The 17,353-nt window shown below is 64.5% G+C and carries 16 protein-coding genes; 11 read left to right on the top strand and 5 right to left on the bottom strand.

Going from position 1 to position 17,353, the window contains the following annotated elements; genetic code table 11:
* The first annotated feature begins 8 nt into the window (after window positions 1–8).
* Window positions 9–416: a Na+/H+ antiporter subunit G gene (locus tag M511_RS06700; RefSeq protein WP_010393745.1), complete on the top strand. Its 408-nt coding sequence runs from the start codon at window positions 9–11 to the stop codon at window positions 414–416.
* 59 nt (window positions 417–475) lie between these two features.
* On the opposite strand, the gene dapA is transcribed toward M511_RS06700, so the two are convergent.
* On the bottom strand, window positions 476–1,351 hold the full coding sequence (gene dapA, locus M511_RS06695; protein WP_010393747.1) for a 4-hydroxy-tetrahydrodipicolinate synthase: 876 nt from the start codon (window positions 1,349–1,351) through the stop codon (window positions 476–478).
* A gap of 103 nt (window positions 1,352–1,454) precedes the next feature.
* Between dapA and M511_RS06690 the strand changes: the two genes are divergently transcribed.
* Entirely contained in the window at window positions 1,455–3,614 is a 2,160-nt protein-coding gene (locus tag M511_RS06690; RefSeq protein ID WP_029371537.1) for a lytic transglycosylase domain-containing protein, read from the top strand.
* On the opposite strand, the gene M511_RS06685 is transcribed toward M511_RS06690, so the two are convergent.
* The 4 genes from M511_RS06685 to M511_RS06670 all read right to left on the bottom strand — a co-directional run bounded on the left by M511_RS06685 (window position 3,568) and on the right by M511_RS06670 (window position 7,507).
* Entirely contained in the window at window positions 3,568–4,527 is a 960-nt protein-coding gene (locus M511_RS06685; RefSeq protein ID WP_085501752.1) for a DMT family transporter, read from the bottom strand. The two genes, M511_RS06690 and M511_RS06685, sit on opposite strands and share 47 nt — an antisense overlap.
* A 62-nt stretch (window positions 4,528–4,589) precedes the next feature.
* Window positions 4,590–5,378, bottom strand: a complete 789-nt coding sequence (locus M511_RS06680; RefSeq protein WP_085501751.1) for an inositol monophosphatase family protein — start codon at window positions 5,376–5,378, stop codon at window positions 4,590–4,592.
* 69 nt (window positions 5,379–5,447) lie between these two features.
* Complete coding sequence (locus M511_RS06675) at window positions 5,448–6,149, bottom strand: GntR family transcriptional regulator (RefSeq protein ID WP_010393755.1); 702 nt, start codon at window positions 6,147–6,149, stop codon at window positions 5,448–5,450.
* Window positions 6,146–7,507, bottom strand: coding sequence for a formimidoylglutamate deiminase (locus M511_RS06670; RefSeq protein ID WP_085501750.1), 1,362 nt, complete (start codon window positions 7,505–7,507; stop codon window positions 6,146–6,148). Before M511_RS06670 ends, M511_RS06675 begins: the two co-directional genes overlap by 4 nt.
* 96 nt (window positions 7,508–7,603) lie before the next feature.
* On the opposite strand from M511_RS06670, the gene hutI reads away from it, so the two are divergent.
* From hutI to M511_RS06625, 9 genes are all read left to right on the top strand, one after another.
* Window positions 7,604–8,806 carry an imidazolonepropionase gene (gene hutI, locus M511_RS06665; protein WP_085501749.1) on the top strand — a complete coding sequence of 401 codons (1,203 nt, stop codon included), beginning with the start codon at window positions 7,604–7,606 and terminating at the stop codon, window positions 8,804–8,806.
* On the top strand, window positions 8,799–10,340 hold the full coding sequence (gene hutH, locus M511_RS06660; protein ID WP_085501807.1) for a histidine ammonia-lyase: 1,542 nt from the start codon (window positions 8,799–8,801) through the stop codon (window positions 10,338–10,340). The genes hutI and hutH overlap by 8 nt, the downstream gene beginning before the upstream one ends.
* Window positions 10,337–11,128, top strand: coding sequence for an N-formylglutamate deformylase (gene hutG / locus M511_RS06655; RefSeq protein ID WP_085501748.1), 792 nt, complete (start codon window positions 10,337–10,339; stop codon window positions 11,126–11,128). Before hutH ends, hutG begins: the two co-directional genes overlap by 4 nt.
* Window positions 11,125–12,273, top strand: coding sequence for a CaiB/BaiF CoA transferase family protein (locus tag M511_RS06650; RefSeq protein WP_085501747.1), 1,149 nt, complete (start codon window positions 11,125–11,127; stop codon window positions 12,271–12,273). Before hutG ends, M511_RS06650 begins: the two co-directional genes overlap by 4 nt.
* Complete coding sequence (locus M511_RS06645; protein ID WP_085501746.1) at window positions 12,270–13,424, top strand: acyl-CoA dehydrogenase family protein; 1,155 nt, start codon at window positions 12,270–12,272, stop codon at window positions 13,422–13,424. The genes M511_RS06650 and M511_RS06645 overlap by 4 nt, the downstream gene beginning before the upstream one ends.
* Before the next feature lie 12 nt (window positions 13,425–13,436).
* Window positions 13,437–15,101, top strand: a complete 1,665-nt coding sequence (gene hutU / locus M511_RS06640; protein WP_010393771.1) for a urocanate hydratase — start codon at window positions 13,437–13,439, stop codon at window positions 15,099–15,101.
* Between the two features lie 67 nt (window positions 15,102–15,168).
* On the top strand, window positions 15,169–15,987 hold the full coding sequence (locus M511_RS06635) for a transporter substrate-binding domain-containing protein (protein WP_010393773.1): 819 nt from the start codon (window positions 15,169–15,171) through the stop codon (window positions 15,985–15,987).
* 55 nt (window positions 15,988–16,042) lie between these two features.
* Window positions 16,043–16,690 carry an amino acid ABC transporter permease gene (locus M511_RS06630; protein ID WP_010393775.1) on the top strand — a complete coding sequence of 216 codons (648 nt, stop codon included), beginning with the start codon at window positions 16,043–16,045 and terminating at the stop codon, window positions 16,688–16,690.
* Window positions 16,690–17,352, top strand: a complete 663-nt coding sequence (locus M511_RS06625) for an amino acid ABC transporter permease (RefSeq protein WP_010393777.1) — start codon at window positions 16,690–16,692, stop codon at window positions 17,350–17,352. Before M511_RS06630 ends, M511_RS06625 begins: the two co-directional genes overlap by 1 nt.
* Window position 17,353: the final 1 nt, after the last annotated feature.

Below are 17,353 nucleotides of genomic sequence, written 5' to 3'. Positions count from 1 at the left end.
GGGCGGGAATGATCGCGGAAATCATCGTCTCGGTTCTGTTGGTGGCGGGCGGGTTCTTTGGTCTCGTCGGCTCTTACGGGCTGGTCAAACTGCCCGATCCGATGACGCGCCTGCACGCGCCGACGAAATCGGCAACGCTGGGGGTCGGGGCGGTGCTTGTCGCCTCACTGATCTGGTTTCCGGCGCGCTATGGCGTGCTGACCTGGCACGAGCTGCTGATCACCCTGTTTTTGCTGCTGACCGCCCCTGTCACCGGCTATTTCATTGCCAAGGCCCATATGCATATGGGCTGGAGCCGCGATGAATTGCCGTGTCCCGCACCCGGCAAGGATTGGGCGACCTTTGCCGATCCGGACGAGGAAAGCTTTGTTGATCGCAAGCGCCGGGATCAGCAGGGCAGCCAGCCCCGCATATGAAAATGGGGCGGAAATCCCGCCCCGTTCTTTTTTGATCTGATTGTTCCGGCGTCCCGCGCCTAGATCAGCCCGGCGTGAGACATTGCCGCATCAATGCGGGCCTTGGTCGCGTCGCTGAGGCCGACCAGCGGCAGCCGCACGCGGTCGCTGATCAGGCCAAGCCGCGACATGGCGTATTTCGCCCCGGCGACCCCCGGCTCAAGAAAGATCGCCACATGAAGCGGCATCAGCCGGTCCTGATATTCCAGCGCCTTGGCGTAATCGCCAGCCAGAGTTGCCTCTTGGAATTCGGCGCACAGCTTTGGTGCGACGTTCGCCGTGACCGAGATGCAGCCCACGCCGCCATGAGCGTTAAAGCCAAGCGCGGTCGCGTCCTCGCCCGACAGCTGGATAAAATCCTTGCCGCAGGCGATACGCTGCTGGCTTACCCGCTCAAGCTTGCCGGTGGCGTCCTTGACGCCGACGATACGCGGCAGTTTCGCCAGTTCGCCCATCGTTTCGGGCGTCATGTCGATGACCGAGCGGCCGGGGATGTTGTAGATGATGATCGGCAGCTCGCTTGCGTCATGCAACGCGGTGTAATGCGCAATCAGCCCGTCCTGCGTCGGTTTGTTGTAATAGGGCGTCACCACCAGTGCCGCATTGGCCCCTGCGGCCTGAGCGTGCTGGACCAGCCCGATTCCCTCGCGCGTCGAGTTTGAGCCAGCCCCGGCGATAACCGGGATGCGGCCGGCGGACATGCGCACGACCTCTTCGATGACCAGACGGTGCTCCTCGTGGCTCAGGGTCGGGCTTTCGCCGGTGGTGCCGACGGGCACCAGACCATGGCTGCCCTGCTCGACATGCCACTCGACGAGCTTCTCCAGCGCTGGGAGATCCAGCTCCCCATCGGGGGTGAATGGCGTGACCAGCGCGGGCAGCGAGCCTCTGAACATGTGGGTATCCTGAATTTGCTTCTGTTGCGGGCTTACATCCGGGCGCGCGAATTGCCAAGGATTTGAGTTGCGCCCCCTGCAGGAAGCCCGCAGAAATGAAGCCATGATGTATCCTTTCCGTGACAGGCTTGTCGGGTTTGCTCTGGCCTTTGCCCTTAGTCTGGCCTTGCCGGCCCGGGCCGAGGATGCCCAGCGTTTGTCCCGGGCGTTGGGCGCTGCTGCGATGCGTGACTGGTCCGCTGCCACGGCCGAGGCCGAGGCCTCGGGTCCTGTCGCCCGCGACCTGATCCTGTGGCAGCGGCTGCGGGCAGGGCAGGGGACTTGGGCGGAATACCGCGACTTTGCTGCCCGTAATCGCGACTGGCCCGGCATGGCGCTGTTCTGGAAGCGCGGGGATGCACTGTTGCGGGCCGACCTGCCGCCGGATGAGGTGATCGGCTGGTTCGGCACGCGCCACCCCGACACGCTGAACGGTGCGATGGCGCTGATCGCGGCGCTAAAGAAAACCGATCCGCAGGCCGCCCGCGACGAGATTGCCCGTTTCTGGTCCGAACAGGCGCTAAGCAAGGCCGAGGCCGATGTTTTCCTGGCTGCCCATGGCGAAACGGTCGCGGGTCTGCACGATACGCGGCTGATGCGGCTTTTGGATCAGGGCGAATGGCAGGCCGCGCAGGTTGCCTTGCCGCTTGCCTCGGCTCCGGCGCAGGCCTTGGGCCGGGCGCGGCTGGCGCTGCAAGCTGGACAGACCGGCGTGGATGCGCTGATCCTTGCGCTGCCCGCCGGACAAAGAGATGACGCCGGGCTTGCGCTTGACCGCTTTCGCTGGCGGGTATGGGCCAAGATGCCGGATCTGGCACGCGATCTGATGCTGGAGCGTTCGACCAGTGCCGAGGCCTTGCGCGACCCTGCCGCCTGGGCTGGCAAGCGGGCCGATTACGCCAGGCTCGCGCTGCGGCAGGGCAACTGGGCGCTGGCTGAAAAGCTGGCCGCCGGGCATTTCCTGTCTGCGGGCGGCGATGATTATTCCGATCTGGAATGGCTTGCCGGTTATGCGGCCTTGCGAGGCGGCGCGCCGGACCGGGCGCTGGCGCATTTCCAGACGCTGGAAAAGGCGGTGGCAAGCCCGATCTCGCTATCGCGCGCCCATTACTGGCAGGGCCGGGCATACGAGGCCGCAGGAAAAACCGCCGACGCCAGTGCCGCCTATACCCGCGCCGCTGGCTACCAATCGGCATGGTATGGCCAGCTTGCCGCTGAAAAGCTGGGCCTGCCCATGCAGCCGGAGCTGGCGATTGCCGGGCGCAGCACCGAGACCTTGCCCGACTGGCGCGGCAGTGATTTGCGCGAAAACCGGATCTGGCAGGCGGGCGTCTGGCTGATCGCGGCAGGTGAGCCTGATCAGGCGGCCCGCTTTTTTCTGCATCTGGCCGAGACAGCCGCGCCCGAAGATATCGGTCGCATGGCCCGGCTGATGATGGAAATGCGCCTGCCTTGGCACGCGCTGCGCTTGGCCAAGGCAGCGGCGGCCAAGGGCGTCGTCTATCCTGCGGCCTATTACCCTCTGACCGGGCTTGAGACCCGTCCGCTGGGCCTGCCGCCCGAACTGGTCATGGCGATTGCGCGGCGGGAAAGCGAGTTCAACCATACCGTTTCATCGCATGCCGGGGCGCTGGGGCTGATGCAGGTGATGCCCGACACCGCGCGTTCGATGGCGCGGCGGCTGGGTGAGCCCTTTGATCAGGCGAGGCTGACCCGTGACGCCGCTTATAATGCCCGGCTGGGCGCAGCCTATCTGGCCGGGCTGCGCGACCGCTTCGGCCCCTCGATCGCGCTGGTCGCGTCGGGGTACAACGCCGGGCCGGGTCGTTCGGCCCGCTGGCTGGGCGAATTCGGAGACCTGCGCGGCGGGGTCGATCCGGTCGATTGGGTCGAGATGATCCCCTTTGACGAGACGCGCAACTACGTCATGCGCGTGGCCGAGGCGCTGCCAATCTATCGCGCCCGCATCAAAGGCACGCCGGTGCCTCTGGTCCCGACATGGGATCTGACCGGGGGCGGGATGAAACCTGCGCCCGCGCCTCCGCCGATCCGGCTGGTGCGTTCTGCCCGGCCCCTGATGACCACGCGGTCGCTGACCGGCTATGCGGCGGGTGGCGCGCTGGCCGAGGTATTGGGGCAGGCGGCGTTCTCGGTCGAAGAGGCGAATGCCGCCCCGCTCAGTTCAGTCCGGCCCGCTCGCGCTGGCGTGCGCGCCACCAGGTAAACAGGCCCGCGCCGACGACGATCAGCCCGCCGATGGCGACATTCGGTGCCAGCGTTTCACCAAAGATCGTCACGCCAAAGATGCTGACCCAGACAAGCTGAGTGTATGAAAAGGGCTGCAAGGTCGAAGCTTCGGCCAGTTCATAGGCCTTGATCAGCATGTAATGCGCGACCACCGCCGTCAGGCACAGCAGCAAAAGCCAGGGAATGTCGCGTCCTGCGATCGGTTCCCAATGCCAGACGCCGACAAGGGTGATGGCGATGGCTCCGACGATGCCGGTCCAGAAAAAGCTGACCATGGCCGGATCGTCGCGCCCGACCAGCCGGGTCAGCAGGCCATAAACCGCAAACATCGCCGCGCCGGCAAAAGGCAGGATCGCGTCAGAGCTGAAGACCCCGCTGCCCGGTTTCAGCACGATCAGGATGCCGACGAAACCAACCGCGACGGCTGCCCAGCGTCTCCAGCCGACCTTTTCGCCCAGGAACGGTCCCGACAGCGCCGATATCAGCAGCGGATAGCAGGAAAAGATCGCATGGGTGTTGATCAGGCCCAGACGCACAAATGCCTCGACCGTGACCACCACTTCGGCCACCAGAAGGACGCCGCGAAAGGCTTGTGTCCATGGCCGTTTTGACCGCACTGCCCGCGCCAGCCCGCCCGACGAGCGGGCGCAGAGCAGGATGACGAATGCCGCGAAGAACCAGAACCGCAGCATGATGACAAAGATCGGGGAATAGGTGGCGCCCAGATAGCGCGAGATACCGTCCTGGGCTGCAAAGATCAGCGCCGATCCACAGATCAACAGGATGGCCGTGCCCTGACGCTCTGTCCGTGGGGCGGCAAGCGGTGGTGGAACGGCAGGCGGGCGGGCTGCCGGGGCCATCAGCGGCCCCGTCTGGCTGTCATTTGGCATCGGCGCATTTCCAGACTTGAAATCCGCCCATGCCTTTCCCGGCAGGAAAGGTCAAGCCGGGCTCAGTCGCGCTGACGCACTATTCCTGCCAATTCGTCGAAAAGCTGGGGGGTGGCGGCGACGATCGAGCCTGATTCCACCGGGCTTTGGCCGGGATGGATCGAATCGACCCGACCGCCAGCCTCTTTCACCAGCAGAACGCCAGCGGCCACGTCCCAGGATTTGATCCCGCGTTCCCAGTACCCTTCGTAGCGGCCCGCGGCGACATAGGCGAGATCCAGCGAGGCCGCGCCCCAGCGGCGCACGCCTGCGGTCAGCGGCATCAGCCGGCCAAGATCACGCAGCGTTGCAGGCAGGGGACCGCGCCCCGCGAAGGGAACGCCGGTGGCAAAGATCGACTCGATCATCTGCCGACGGCCCGAAACGCGGATACGGCGGTCGTTGAGAAATGCGCCGTCGCCCTTTTCAGCGGTAAACAACTCGTCCTTGGCGGCGTCAAAGACCACCGAGGCGACAATCTCGCCCTTGTGCTCAAGCGCGATGCTGACCGCCCAATGGGGCAGGCCGTGCAGAAAGTTGGTGGTGCCGTCCAGAGGATCGACAATCCAGCGCCGGGTCGGGTCCTCGCCGTCCTCTTCGCCGGTTTCCTCGCCGATCCAGCCATAGTTCGGCCGCGCGTTGCGCAGCTCTTCCTTGATGATGCGCTCGGCCTCGCGGTCGGCGCGGCTGACGAAATCGCCCGCGCCCTTGACCGAGACCTGAAGGTTTTCGACCTCGCGGAAGTCTTTGACGAGGCTGCGGCCCGCCTTGCGCGCGGCCCTGATCATGATGTTGAGATTGGCGCTGGCCATGGCTTTTCCTTTTTGGGATTGGCCGATGTCTTAGGCGAAGGCCGTGGCAAAGTGAAGCGGGCGCGCCCCTCAGTGCGTTGCAATCATGGTGTGGCCGGGATGAAAGGCCACACGGACGGTCGTGATCGCGCCCAGATCGTTGAAGGTCGTGCGCTGCAGGATCAATAGCGCACTGCCTTGCCGCGTCTCTAGCAGGCGGGCATCGCGGGCATTGGCGTTCTCGGCTGAAAAGGCGATCTCGGCGCGCAGCCATGGCGCGTTGCGCACCAGCCATTCATTGGCGTTGACACGGTGAAAGTCGATCCCATCAACGCCCGGGGCAGCAGCCGGGTTGATCCAGCGATCCTCGGCCTGAAACGGCTTGCCGTCGCCGTAATGGACCGTGCGCAGATGGATCAGCATCTGACCCTCTGGCAGTTCCATCCGTTCGGCAATGGCGGCGGGGATCGGGCTTTTCTTTTGTGCAACGACGCGGTGGCTGTATTCCATTCCCGCCTGCTCGATCTGTTCGCGCACGATGGGAATGGTCAGTGTCGCCTTGCGCGTCGGGTTCACCGTCACATGTGTTCCGGCGCGGCGTTTGCGGTCCAGAAGCCCCTCTTTGGCCAGCAGTTGCAGGGCCTTGTTCACAGTGGCCCTGGCAACGCCGAATTCGACGGCCAGCTCTGCTTCGTCCGGGATGCGGTCGCCCTGCCGCCATTCGCGGTCAGCGATACGGCGACGCACCTCGGTAACGATGGCCTGTGCCTTGGATGAGCTTTTTTCGGTCACATGTGGTCCTGAAGCCGTGAGATAGTCGTCAGATAATCCGCGATAATGCGATCGCGTTCCATATGCCGACCTTCGCTGACGACATGGCGGCCCGCCGACCAGACGTCCCGTACCAGCCCGTCGTGCCCGGCAAAGATCAGACTGTCGAGCATCTGATCGCCCTTGCGTCCCGCCATTACCGGATTTTCAAGGTCTACCGCGACCAGATCAGCCCACAGACCCTTGCGGATCGCCCCGGTCTCGCGCCCTGCGGCGGTCGCACCACCGTCAAGCCCGGCTTCATAAAGCACCCGTCCGGTCGAGCGTTCCTGCTCGGCCAGGATCGCCCGGCCCCGATCACGCAGGCGCTGGCTGTATTCCAGTGTGCGCAATTCTTCGACCAGCGAGATGCGGATGTTGCTGTCCGAGCCAAAGCCGACCCGGCCCTTTGCCGCTGCCCAGATCGTGCCGTTGAAGATGCCGTCGCCAAGGGATGATTCGGTGATCGGGCACAGCCCGGCGACTGCGCCGGTGGCGGCAAGGCGGCGGGTCTCATCCTTGGTCATGTGGGTCAGGTGGATCAGCGTCCAGCGCCGGTCGGGCTGGTGGTTGTCGAGCAGCCATTCGACCGGGCGGCGGCCATAGGCGGTGCTGATTTCCTCGATCTCGGGGACCTGCTCGGCCAGATGCATGTGCAACGGCCGGCCGGGCCGCAGATCGACGCAGGCCGCCAACCCCTCGGGCGAGACGGCGCGCAGCGAATGGGGCGCAACGCCGATACCGGCATCGGCGGGCAGGCCGCCAAGCGCCGCCTCCGAGGCGTCAAGCAGGCGCTGAAACTCTTCGGGCGTCGTGCCAAAGCGGTTCTGGCCGGGGGCAAGCGCGCGCTGGTCTACGCCGCCAAACTGGTAATGCACCGGCAAAAGCGTCAGGCCGATGCCCGTCCGGCTGGCTGCTGCTGCGATGCGCTCGGCCATCTCGGCGATATTGTCATAGGGCGCGCCGCCGGGGCCGTGGTGCAGATAATGGAACTCGACATTGGTGGCGTAACCGGCCTCCAGCATCTCCATCTGCACAAGGGCGGCGATGGCCTCGACATCATCTGGGCCGAGGTGGTCAAGAAAGCGGTACATGATTTGCCGCCAGGTCCAGAAGGTATCGCGTGGCTCGGGGCCCTTTGCCTCGGACAAGCCGGCCATGGCGCGCTGAAAGGCATGGCTGTGCAGGTTTGCCATCGCCGGCAGCAACAGTCCCGCCTGATGGCCGCGCCGCGCCGCGCCCTTTTCGACCTTGGCGATTCGGCCCTGATTGATCGTCACCCGGACATTTTCTGCCCATCCTTCGGGCAACAAGGCCCGTTTCGCCCAGATAACCGTCATCTCGTCACTCTTCCTTGCGTCAAAATAAGTTTAGACATAGAGGTTAATTAAGTTTAGACATAGAACAACCTGGAAATCAATCGGGGATGCGAGCCGATGAAGCTTCTTCACCACGCACATCTTGTAACAATGGACGAAAAGTCAGGCGGTTATGGCCTGATTGAGCAAGGCGCGGCGGTGATCGGAGACGACCGAATCATCTGGGTTGGGGCTGAAGCGGATCTGCCTGCCGAATATAGCGGTGCGACGCGCGAGGATCTGGGCGGGCGGCTGGTGACCCCCGGGCTGATCGACTGTCACACCCATATCGTCTTTGGCGGCGACCGCGCGCGCGAGTTCGAGATGCGGCTGGAAGGCGCCTCTTACGAAGAGATCGCCCGCGCCGGCGGCGGCATCCTGTCCAGCGTTCGCGCCACGCGCGAAGCGGACGAAGAGGCGTTGCTGGCCTCGGCCCTGCCGCGTGTCGATACTTTGCTGGCCGAAGGGGTCACGACGCTTGAGATCAAGTCGGGCTATGGGCTCGATGTTGATAGCGAGCTCAAGATGCTGCGCGTTGCCCGTCGCATCGGCCGGCTGCGCAAGGTAACGGTGCGCACCACCTGGCTTGCCGCCCATGCCCTGCCGCCGGAATACAAGGATGACCGTCAGGGTTATATCCGCGATGTCGTCATTGCCGGGATGGAGCGCGGCCATGCCGAAGGGCTGATCGACGCCGTTGACGGATTCTGCGAAGGCATCGCGTTTTCGCGCGAGGAAATGGCGGGGATCTTTGATCACGCCGTCCGGCTTGGCCTGCCGGTCAAGCTGCATGCCGAGCAGCTGTCCGATCTGGGCGGTGCGGCTATGGCTGCGCAGCATGGCGCGCTGTCGGCCGATCACCTTGAATATCTGGGCCAGGACGGGATCAAGGCGATGGCGGCCTCGGGCACCGTCGCGGTACTGCTGCCCGGTGCATTCTATACGCTGCGCGAGACCCAATATCCGCCGATGCAGGGGCTGCGTGATGCTGGCGTGCCGATTGCGCTGGCGACGGATTGCAACCCCGGCACCTCGCCGCTGACCTCTCTGCTTTTGACCATGAACATGGGCGCCACACTGTTTCGCATGACCCCGGCCGAATGTCTGGCGGGCGTTACGCGCCATGCTGCGCAGGCGCTGGGTCTTGAGGATCGCGGCCGGCTTGCTGCCGGGATGCGCGCCGATCTGGCCGTCTGGGACATCCGGCATCCGGCCGAGCTGACCTATCGCATCGGTTTTAATCCCCTTCATGCCCGCATCGTCGGAGGCGAACTTGTCTGAACTGATCCTTATTCCCGGTGAAACGACACTCGCGCAGCTGGAGCGTATCTGGCGCGAGGGGCTGGCCGCGCGGCTGGACGACTCGGCCCGTGCGGGCATTGCCGAATCTGCCGCCCGGATCAATGCCGCCGCCAATGGCGAGGTTCCGGTCTATGGCGTGAACACCGGCTTTGGCAAACTGGCCTCGATCAAGATCGCGGCGCAGGACACCGCGACGTTGCAGCGCAACCTGATCCTGTCGCATTGCTGCGGCGTGGGCGAACCGGTCGAGCCCGAGACCGTGCGCCTGATCATGGTGCTGAAACTTTTGTCGCTGGGCCGTGGCGCTTCGGGTGTGCGTCCCGAGGTAATCCGGCTGATCGAGGACATGCTTGCCCGTGGCGTGCTGCCGGTGATCCCGTCGCAAGGTTCAGTCGGCGCTTCGGGCGATCTGGCGCCGCTGGCCCATATGGCTGCTGCCATGCTGGGCGAAGGCCGCGCAATGTTCGAAGGCCGCGAAATGCCCTCGGCCGAGGCGCTGGCGGCCGCGGGTCTCAAGCCCGTGGTGCTTGCTGCCAAAGAGGGGCTGGCGCTTATCAACGGCACGCAGGTTTCGACCGCATTCGCGCTTGCCGGGCTGTTTGACGCCTTTGCCGCCGCACGGGCTGCGCTGGTCACCTCGTCGCTGTCGACCGATGCGATCATGGGGTCGACCGCGCCTTTCCTTGACGAAATTCACACTTTGCGCGGTCATCGCGGCCAGATCGTCGCGGCGCGCACCATCCGCGCGCTGATGGACGGGTCAGAGATCCGCGAAAGCCACCGCGAAGGCGACAGCCGCGTGCAGGACCCTTATTGCATCCGCTGTCAGCCTCAGGTCACCGGCGCCTGTATTGATCTGCTGTGGCAGGCTGCCCGCACCCTTGAGATCGAGGCGAATGCCGCAACCGACAACCCGCTGGTGCTGGTCGGCGCTGACCTTATCGTCTCGGGCGGGAACTTCCATGCCGAGCCGGTGGCCTTTGCCGCTGACCAGATCGCGCTGGCAATTGCCGAGATAGGGGCCATTTCGCAGCGCCGCATCGCGCTGATGGTCGATCCGGCGCTGAGCCATGATCTGCCGCCCTTCCTGACCCCCGATCCGGGTCTGAACTCTGGCCTGATGATCGCCGAGGTGACCTCGGCCGCGCTGATGAGCGAGAACAAGCATCTGGCCACGCCATGCAGCACCGATTCCACGCCTACCTCGGCCAACCAGGAAGACCACGTGTCGATGGCGGCCCATGGTGCGCGGCGGCTTAAGCGGATGAATGCGAACCTTGCGCAGATCCTTGGTATCGAGGCGCTTTGCGCCAGCGCCGGGGTCGAGTTCCGCGCCCCGCTGCGGACCTCGGGCCCGCTGCAGGCGGTGCTGACGGCGCTGCGCCAGACGGTGCCCGCGCTGGAACAGGACCGTTATCTGGCCCCCGACCTGGCCGAATCCGCCCGGCTGGTGCGCGAAGGCGTGTTGGCTGGTGCCGTTCCCGGCCACCTGCTGGATGAGGTGCGGCCGTGAATCCCGTCGAGGTCATCCAAGGCGACAGCCCGGTCATTCTGGGCCTGCCCCATACCGGGACCTGGCTGCCGGACGACATTCGTGCCCGGCTGAACCCGCGCGGACAGGTGCTGGCCGATACCGACTGGCATATCGAGCGGCTTTATGACGGGCTGCTGCCCGGCGCGACAACGGTGCGCGCGACCTTTCATCGCTATGTCATCGACGCCAATCGCGGGCCGGATGATGCAAGCCTTTATCCCGGCCAGAACACCACCGGCCTTGTGCCGCTGACCGATTTCGACGGCGAAGCGATCTGGCTGACCGAACCGGATGCCGAGGAAATCGCCGACCGCAAAGCCCGCTTTCACACCCCCTATCATCAGGCGCTTGCCGCCGAGATCGAGCGGGTGCGGGCGCGCCATGGCGTGGCAATACTTTACGACTGCCACTCGATCCGCTCGGTGATCCCCTTTCTGTTCGAAGGCGTACTGCCGGATTTCAATATCGGCACCAACAGCGGCGCGTCCTGCGACAAGCGCATCGAAGCAGCCACGGCCGAGCTTTGCGCCGCCACTGGTCGCAGCAATGTGGTGAACGGCCGCTTTAAGGGCGGCTGGACAACCCGGCACTATGGCCAGCCGCAGCAGGGCGTTCACGCCATCCAGATGGAGCTGGCGCAATCGACACATCTGGCGACCGAGACCCCGCCCTTTGCCTATGACGAGTCCAAGGCCGAGACATTGCGGGTAACGCTGCGGGCGATCCTTGAACGTCTTGCGGCACTGGCACCGGAGCTGCGCGCATGAAGCCGTTGCAGGGCATCAGGGTACTTGATCTGTCCCGCGTGCTGGCGGGGCCATATTGCACCGCGCTTCTGGCCGATCTGGGGGCCGAGGTCATCAAGCTGGAGCCTCCGGCCGGTGACGATTACCGCCATATCGGCCCGTTCAAGGACGGGGAAAGCGCGCTTTTCACGTTGAACAACCGGGGCAAGCAAAGCCTTGTCCTGGACCTCAAGGCGCCCGAAGATCTGGCGCTGGCCCGCGACATTGCCGCCCGCGTCGATGTGGTGGTCGAGAATTTCCGTCCGGGCGTCGCTGCGCGGCTGGGCCTTGGGCCCGAGGCGCTGCGCGAGGCAAATCCGCGGCTGGTCTATTGCTCGATCTCGGGCTTTGGCCAGAATGGGCCGTTCCGTGACTTGCCGGCCTATGATCTGGTCGTGCAGGCCATGTCGGGCCTGATGGCCGGCACAGGCGAAGAGGGCGGTGCGCCGCTAAAGACCGGCGAAAGCATGGCCGACCTGATCGCGGGGCTGTTTGCAAGCTGGGCGATCATGGCCGCGCTTGTGAACCGCAACACCACGGGGCAGGGCGCGACGCTGGACGTTGCCATGTATGACGCGCTGTTCTCGATGCTGACGACCAGCCATGCGCTGCATTTCTATGCCGGGCAGGTGCCGCAGCGGGTGGGCAACCGTCACCCCCTTTCCACCCCGTTTGGCTGCTTTGCGACCCGCGACGGGCAGGTGGTGATTGCGGTTCTGAACGGTAAGCAGTTCACCACGCTTGCAACGCTGATCGGTGCGCCCGAGGCCGCGCAGGATCCGCGCTTTGCCAGCGACGAAAGCCGCACCGCGCATGAGCCCGAGGTGAAGCGCCTGATCGAAAACTGGTCGCGCGAGCTGACGACAGAGGAGGCTGTCGCAGCCCTTGCCGGGGTGGGCCTGCCCGCTGCGCCGATCTGGGACATTGCCCAGGCGGCGGACAACGAACATGCCCGGACCCGCGAACTGGTCAGCCAGTTGCCGCATCCGGTGCTGGGACTTGCGCCGACCATTGGCCAGCCGGTGCGCTTTGACGCAGCAAAGCCTGTGGCCACGACATCGGCCCCGCGCCTTGGCGGAGATCGCGCCGCCATCCTGCGCGAATTCGGATTGGAGGAGACCGCATGAGCGATGACTGGCACATGCTGAACGAGGAAGAGCGGCTGTTCTGCGACGTGCTGGAACGCATCTGCGCCGAGCAGATCGCGCCGAAGGCTGCCGGGACTGATGAAACTTCGGCTTTTGTCCACGACCAGCTTGCCGTTCTGGGCGAGGTCGGGATGATGGGCGCCAACCTGCCCGAGGAATATGGCGGCAGCGGTATTTCCGCCCCGGCGCTGTTGCGTGCGGTGGCGATCGTTGCAGGGGCCTGTGGCTCGACCGCTTCGGCGCTGACGGCGCATTACCTTGCGACCGATTCTATCCTGCTGGGCGGGACCGAGGCGCAGAAACAGCAGTGGCTGCCGAAAGCCGCATCGGGCGAAGCTCTGGGCGCTTTTGCCCTGACCGAGCCGACCGCCGGGTCCGACCCCGCCGATATGAAGACCCGCGCCCGCCGGACCGAGAATGGCTGGCATCTGAAGGGCACGAAATGCTTTATTTCGAACGGCGGCGTTGCGGATTTCCTCGTCGTCTATGCGGTGACCGACGCTGAAAAGGCGCATCGCGGCATCTCGGCCTTTATCCTGCCCAAGGGCACGCCGGGGCTTGAGCCGGGTGCCCCTGAAAAGACCATGGGGCTGAAGGGCGGGCATGTGTTCACCCTGAGCCTTGATTGCCATCTGCCCCATGACGCCCTGCTGGGCGAAGAGGGCCGGGGTTTCCGCACCGCGATGCAGGTGCTGGACAACGGCCGCATCGAGGTCGCCGCGCAATGCCTGGGTCTGGCCGAGGCGGCGATGAAGGCCTCGATTGCCTATGCCAAGGATCGTGTGATCGGTGGCCAGCCGCTCAGCGAACGGCAGGGCATCCGCTGGATGATCGCCGATATGGGCGTCGCCTATCGGCAGGCGCTTTTGCTGTCGCAGGATGCGGCACGGCAGCGGCAGGCGGCGCATCATGGCGGTGGGCGCTTTTCGCTTGCCTCCAGCATGGCCAAGCTTGCGGCCAGTGAGGCGGCTGGCCGCATCGCTGACACCGCGCTGCAACTGCACGGCGGCTATGGCTACACCCGCGACTTCCCCATCGAGAGGATCGCCCGCGATCTGCGCATCATGCGGATCTACGAGGGCTCCTCGGAAATCCAACGCATCATCATTTCCGGCCATCTGCTGGCTTGAACGGAGAGAGACATGGACAACCCCCGTCAAAACACCCGCGACATCTTCCCGCCCACCGGCACCGAGATCACCGCGAAAAGCTGGCTGACCGAAGCGCCGATGCGGATGCTGATGAACAACCTGCACCCCGATGTGGCCGAGAATCCGCATGAGCTGGTCGTCTATGGCGGCATCGGCCGCGCCGCCCGCACCTGGCAGGACTTCGACCTGATCGTCGACAGTCTGCAAAAGCTTGAGACCGACGAAACCCTGCTGGTGCAGTCGGGCAAGCCCGTGGGTGTCTTCAAGACCCACAAGGACGCCCCGCGCGTGCTGATCGCCAACTCGAACCTTGTTCCCCATTGGGCGAATTGGGATCATTTCAATGAACTCGACCGCAAGGGGCTGGCCATGTACGGTCAGATGACCGCCGGGTCGTGGATCTATATCGGCTCGCAGGGGATCGTTCAGGGCACCTATGAAACCTTCGTCGAGGCGGGCCGTCAGCATTATGACGGCAATCTTAAAGGTAAATGGATCCTGACCGGCGGCCTTGGCGGCATGGGCGGTGCCCAGCCTCTGGCGGCTGTCATGGCTGGTGCCTGCTGCCTTGCGGTCGAATGCGACGAGACCCGCGCCGATTTCCGTCTGCGCACCCGCTATGTCGATGAAAAGACCCATTCGCTGGACGAAGCACTTGAGATGATCGACCGCTGGACCAAGGCGGGTGAGGCGAAGTCGGTGGCGCTGATCGGTAACGCTGCCGAAGTTTTCCCCGAGCTTGTCCGTCGCGGCGTGCGCCCCGATATCGTGACTGACCAGACCTCGGCCCATGACCCGGTCCATGGCTACCTGCCGGAAGGCTGGACCGTCGCGGAATGGCGCTCGCGTCAGGAGACCGACCCCAAGGCGGTCGAGCGTGCGGCCCGCATCAGCATGCGCAAACAGGTCGAGGCGATGGTCGCATTCGCCGATATGGGTATTCCGACCGTCGATTACGGCAACAACATCCGTCAGATGGCGCTGGAAGAGGGCTTTGAGCGCGCCTTTGCCTTCCCCGGCTTTGTGCCGGCCTATATCCGGCCGCTGTTCTGCCGGGGCATCGGGCCGTTCCGCTGGGCGGCGCTTTCGGGCGACCCCGAGGACATCTACAGGACCGACCAGAAGGTCAAGGAACTGGTCGACGACCCCCATCTGCATAACTGGCTGGACATGGCGCGTGAGCGGATCAGTTTCCAGGGTCTGCCGGCGCGTATCTGCTGGGTCGGCCTTGGCCTGCGTCACAAGCTGGGCCTTGCCTTCAACGAGATGGTGCGCAACGGCGAGCTGAAGGCCCCGATCGTGATCGGCCGCGACCATCTCGACTCGGGCTCGGTCGCCAGCCCCAACCGCGAGACCGAGGCGATGCAGGACGGTTCGGACGCCGTGTCCGACTGGCCGCTGCTGAACGCGCTGCTGAACACCGCTTCGGGCGCGACCTGGGTGTCCCTGCATCATGGTGGCGGGGTCGGCATGGGCTTTTCGCAGCACTCGGGCATGGTCATCTGCTGCGACGGGACCGAGGACGCCGATGCGCGTCTGGCCCGGGTGCTGTGGAACGATCCGGCAACCGGCGTGATGCGTCACGCGGACGCGGGATACAAGATCGCGCTGGACTGTGCGCGGGAGCACGGCTTGAATCTTCCTGCCATTCTCTGATCCATAGGCGCGGCGTCGCAACGCACCGGTGCCGCGCCTCATTTCCGTCCAACCAGGAGAGACTGACATGACCTTCCACACCAGCATCAAGGCTGCCCTGTTCGGCCTGACCGCGCTTGCGCTCGGCACTGCCGCGCAAGCCGACCAGCTTGCCGACATCAAGGCAGCCGGCAAGATCGTCACTGCGACCGACATGCACTACGCCCCCTTCGACATGCTGAACAACGGCAAGTATGAGGGCCTGACCAAGGATCTGTTTGACGAAGTCGCCAAAGAGCTGGGCGTCGAGCCGGTCTATCAGGACATCCCCTGGACCGCCGAGCTGCCGGGGCTTGAGGTCGGCAAGTTCGATATCATTATCGCCCCTGTGACCATCACGCCCGACCGGGTCGAGCGTTATACCTTTACCCTGCCGATCGCGGATGCCAGCGTCGCGCTGATCAAGGCAGCCGGCAACACCGAGCTGACCAAGCCCGAGGACATCAAGGGCAAGACCGTCGGTGTCCAGCAGGGTACCGCTCAGGCCCGCATCCTGCAGACCTTTGGTGAAAGCCTTGGCGGCGTGAACGTCAAGGAATACGGCACCACGGACGAGGCCTATGCCGACCTTGCCGCCGGTCGCCTGGACGCGGTGACAGGTTCGCTGCCGAACCTGACCTATCTGGTCAGCAACCGCCCCGAGACCTTTGCCCTGTTCGATCCGCCCCAGTATGGCGAGCCGAGCTATTTCGCCTGGGTGCTGCGCAAGGGCGATGACAGCGCAAGCTTTGCCAAGGCTATCAACGACGCGCTGCTGAAAATGACGGACGACGGTCGCGTCAAGGCGATCCAGGAAAAATGGCTGGGCAGCTATACCGAACTGCCCCGCGAAGTCCCGACCAACTGATCGCTGACGGGCGGGGCTGGCCCCGCCCGTTCCCAAGGGCCAAGGCGAGGCGCGCATGTTCTCCATTCCGGTCTTTCTTGATAGTTTCGAACCACTGATCTGGGCGGCGCGGTACACGCTGTTGATTTCGGTCCTTGGCATCGTGCTGGGGCTGGTGATCGGCACGCTGATCTGCGCGGCGCGGCTTTCATCCAACATGGTCTTGCGCAAACTTGCGGCGCTCTGGGTCAGCTTTTTCCGTGGAGTGCCGCTGCTGGTGCAGCTGCTGGTGTTCTACTATTCGCTTGCGGTGATCGGCATCGACGTGCCCGCCACTTTTGCGGCGGTCTTTACCGTCGGGATATGCGCCAGCGCCTATATCTCGGAAATCTGGCGGGGCGCCATCGCAGCTTTGCCCAAAGGGCAGGCCGAGGCCGCCGTTGCCATTGGCATGAAGCCGAGCGATGTCTGGACCCGGATCATCCTGCCTCAGGCCGTGACCATCTCGCTGCCGGCGCTGATCAATGAACTGATCCTGCTGGTCAAGGCCAGCTCGCTGGTCTCGGTTGTCGGCATCATGGAAATCACCCGCGCCAGTCAGGCGCAGGCCGCCACCACCTTTCGCCCGCTTGAGGTCTATATCGCGGCCGCCTGCATCTATCTGATCATCAACCTGTGCCTTTCGGCGCTGGGACGCTATCTCGAACACAGGACAGCCATCTGATGGAATGGAGCATCCTTGAACAATACGGCCCGTCCCTGCTCAGGGGCTTTGGCGTCACCGTGCTGTGCTGGATTCTGGGCACCATCTTTGGCATGGCGCTGGGGCTCGTCATCGCGCTGGTCCAGCGTTACGCACCGCGCTTTGTCGGCTGGATCGTCCAGGCCTATATCGAGGTCATTCGCGGCACGCCCTTTCTTGTCCAGCTGTTCGTGCTTTACTATGGCGGACCGCTGATCGGACTGCGGCTGGACGCGATCCCGGCGGGCCTTCTGGGCCTTACGCTCTATGGCAGCCCCTATTTCGCAGAGATCTTCCGCGCAGGCTTCCGGGCGGTGCCGCATGGCCAGATCGAGGCCGCGCGCGCCATTGGCATGGCCGAGCCGACCATCGTGCGCCGCATCCTCCTGCCTTTGGGGCTGGTGTCGTCGCTGCCGGCGCTGGTCAATTTCTCGATCATCCTGACCAAGGAGACGGTGATCCTGTCGATCATCACCGTGCCCGAACTGATGTATCAGGTCGGCCGCATGTCCGCCGAGACCTACCGTTACCTCGAGGCGAATCTGGTGCTGGCACTGTTCTTCTGGGTGCTGGTCGAAGCTATCTCGCGCGTTGGCCGCAGGGTTGAGACGCGTATCACCAAACATCTGATCGAAAGGACCTGAG

Origin of the sequence: Paracoccus sp. J56 (genome assembly GCF_019633685.1) — a bacterium.
In the GTDB taxonomy this organism is placed as follows: domain Bacteria; phylum Pseudomonadota; class Alphaproteobacteria; order Rhodobacterales; family Rhodobacteraceae; genus Paracoccus; species Paracoccus kondratievae.
The sequence above is the reverse complement of the archived record's forward strand: the minus strand, read 5'-3'. Positions and strand labels throughout refer to the sequence as shown.

Excerpts from the sequence above, each read along its gene's own strand:
- M511_RS06700 (WP_010393745.1), top strand. The coding sequence starts at position 9 with ATGATCGCGGAAATCATCGTCTCGGTTCTGTTGGTGGCGGGCGGGTTC.
- dapA (WP_010393747.1), bottom strand. The coding sequence starts at position 1,351 with ATGTTCAGAGGCTCGCTGCCCGCGCTGGTCACGCCATTCACCCCCGAT.
- M511_RS06690 (WP_029371537.1), top strand. The coding sequence starts at position 1,455 with ATGATGTATCCTTTCCGTGACAGGCTTGTCGGGTTTGCTCTGGCCTTT.
- M511_RS06685 (WP_085501752.1), bottom strand. The coding sequence starts at position 4,527 with ATGCCAAATGACAGCCAGACGGGGCCGCTGATGGCCCCGGCAGCCCGC.
- M511_RS06680 (WP_085501751.1), bottom strand. The coding sequence starts at position 5,378 with ATGGCCAGCGCCAATCTCAACATCATGATCAGGGCCGCGCGCAAGGCG.
- M511_RS06670 (WP_085501750.1), bottom strand. The coding sequence starts at position 7,507 with ATGACGGTTATCTGGGCGAAACGGGCCTTGTTGCCCGAAGGATGGGCA.
- hutI (WP_085501749.1), top strand. The coding sequence starts at position 7,604 with ATGAAGCTTCTTCACCACGCACATCTTGTAACAATGGACGAAAAGTCA.
- M511_RS06650 (WP_085501747.1), top strand. The coding sequence starts at position 11,125 with ATGAAGCCGTTGCAGGGCATCAGGGTACTTGATCTGTCCCGCGTGCTG.
- M511_RS06645 (WP_085501746.1), top strand. The coding sequence starts at position 12,270 with ATGAGCGATGACTGGCACATGCTGAACGAGGAAGAGCGGCTGTTCTGC.
- hutU (WP_010393771.1), top strand. The coding sequence starts at position 13,437 with ATGGACAACCCCCGTCAAAACACCCGCGACATCTTCCCGCCCACCGGC.
- M511_RS06635 (WP_010393773.1), top strand. The coding sequence starts at position 15,169 with ATGACCTTCCACACCAGCATCAAGGCTGCCCTGTTCGGCCTGACCGCG.
- M511_RS06630 (WP_010393775.1), top strand. The coding sequence starts at position 16,043 with ATGTTCTCCATTCCGGTCTTTCTTGATAGTTTCGAACCACTGATCTGG.
- M511_RS06625 (WP_010393777.1), top strand. The coding sequence starts at position 16,690 with ATGGAATGGAGCATCCTTGAACAATACGGCCCGTCCCTGCTCAGGGGC.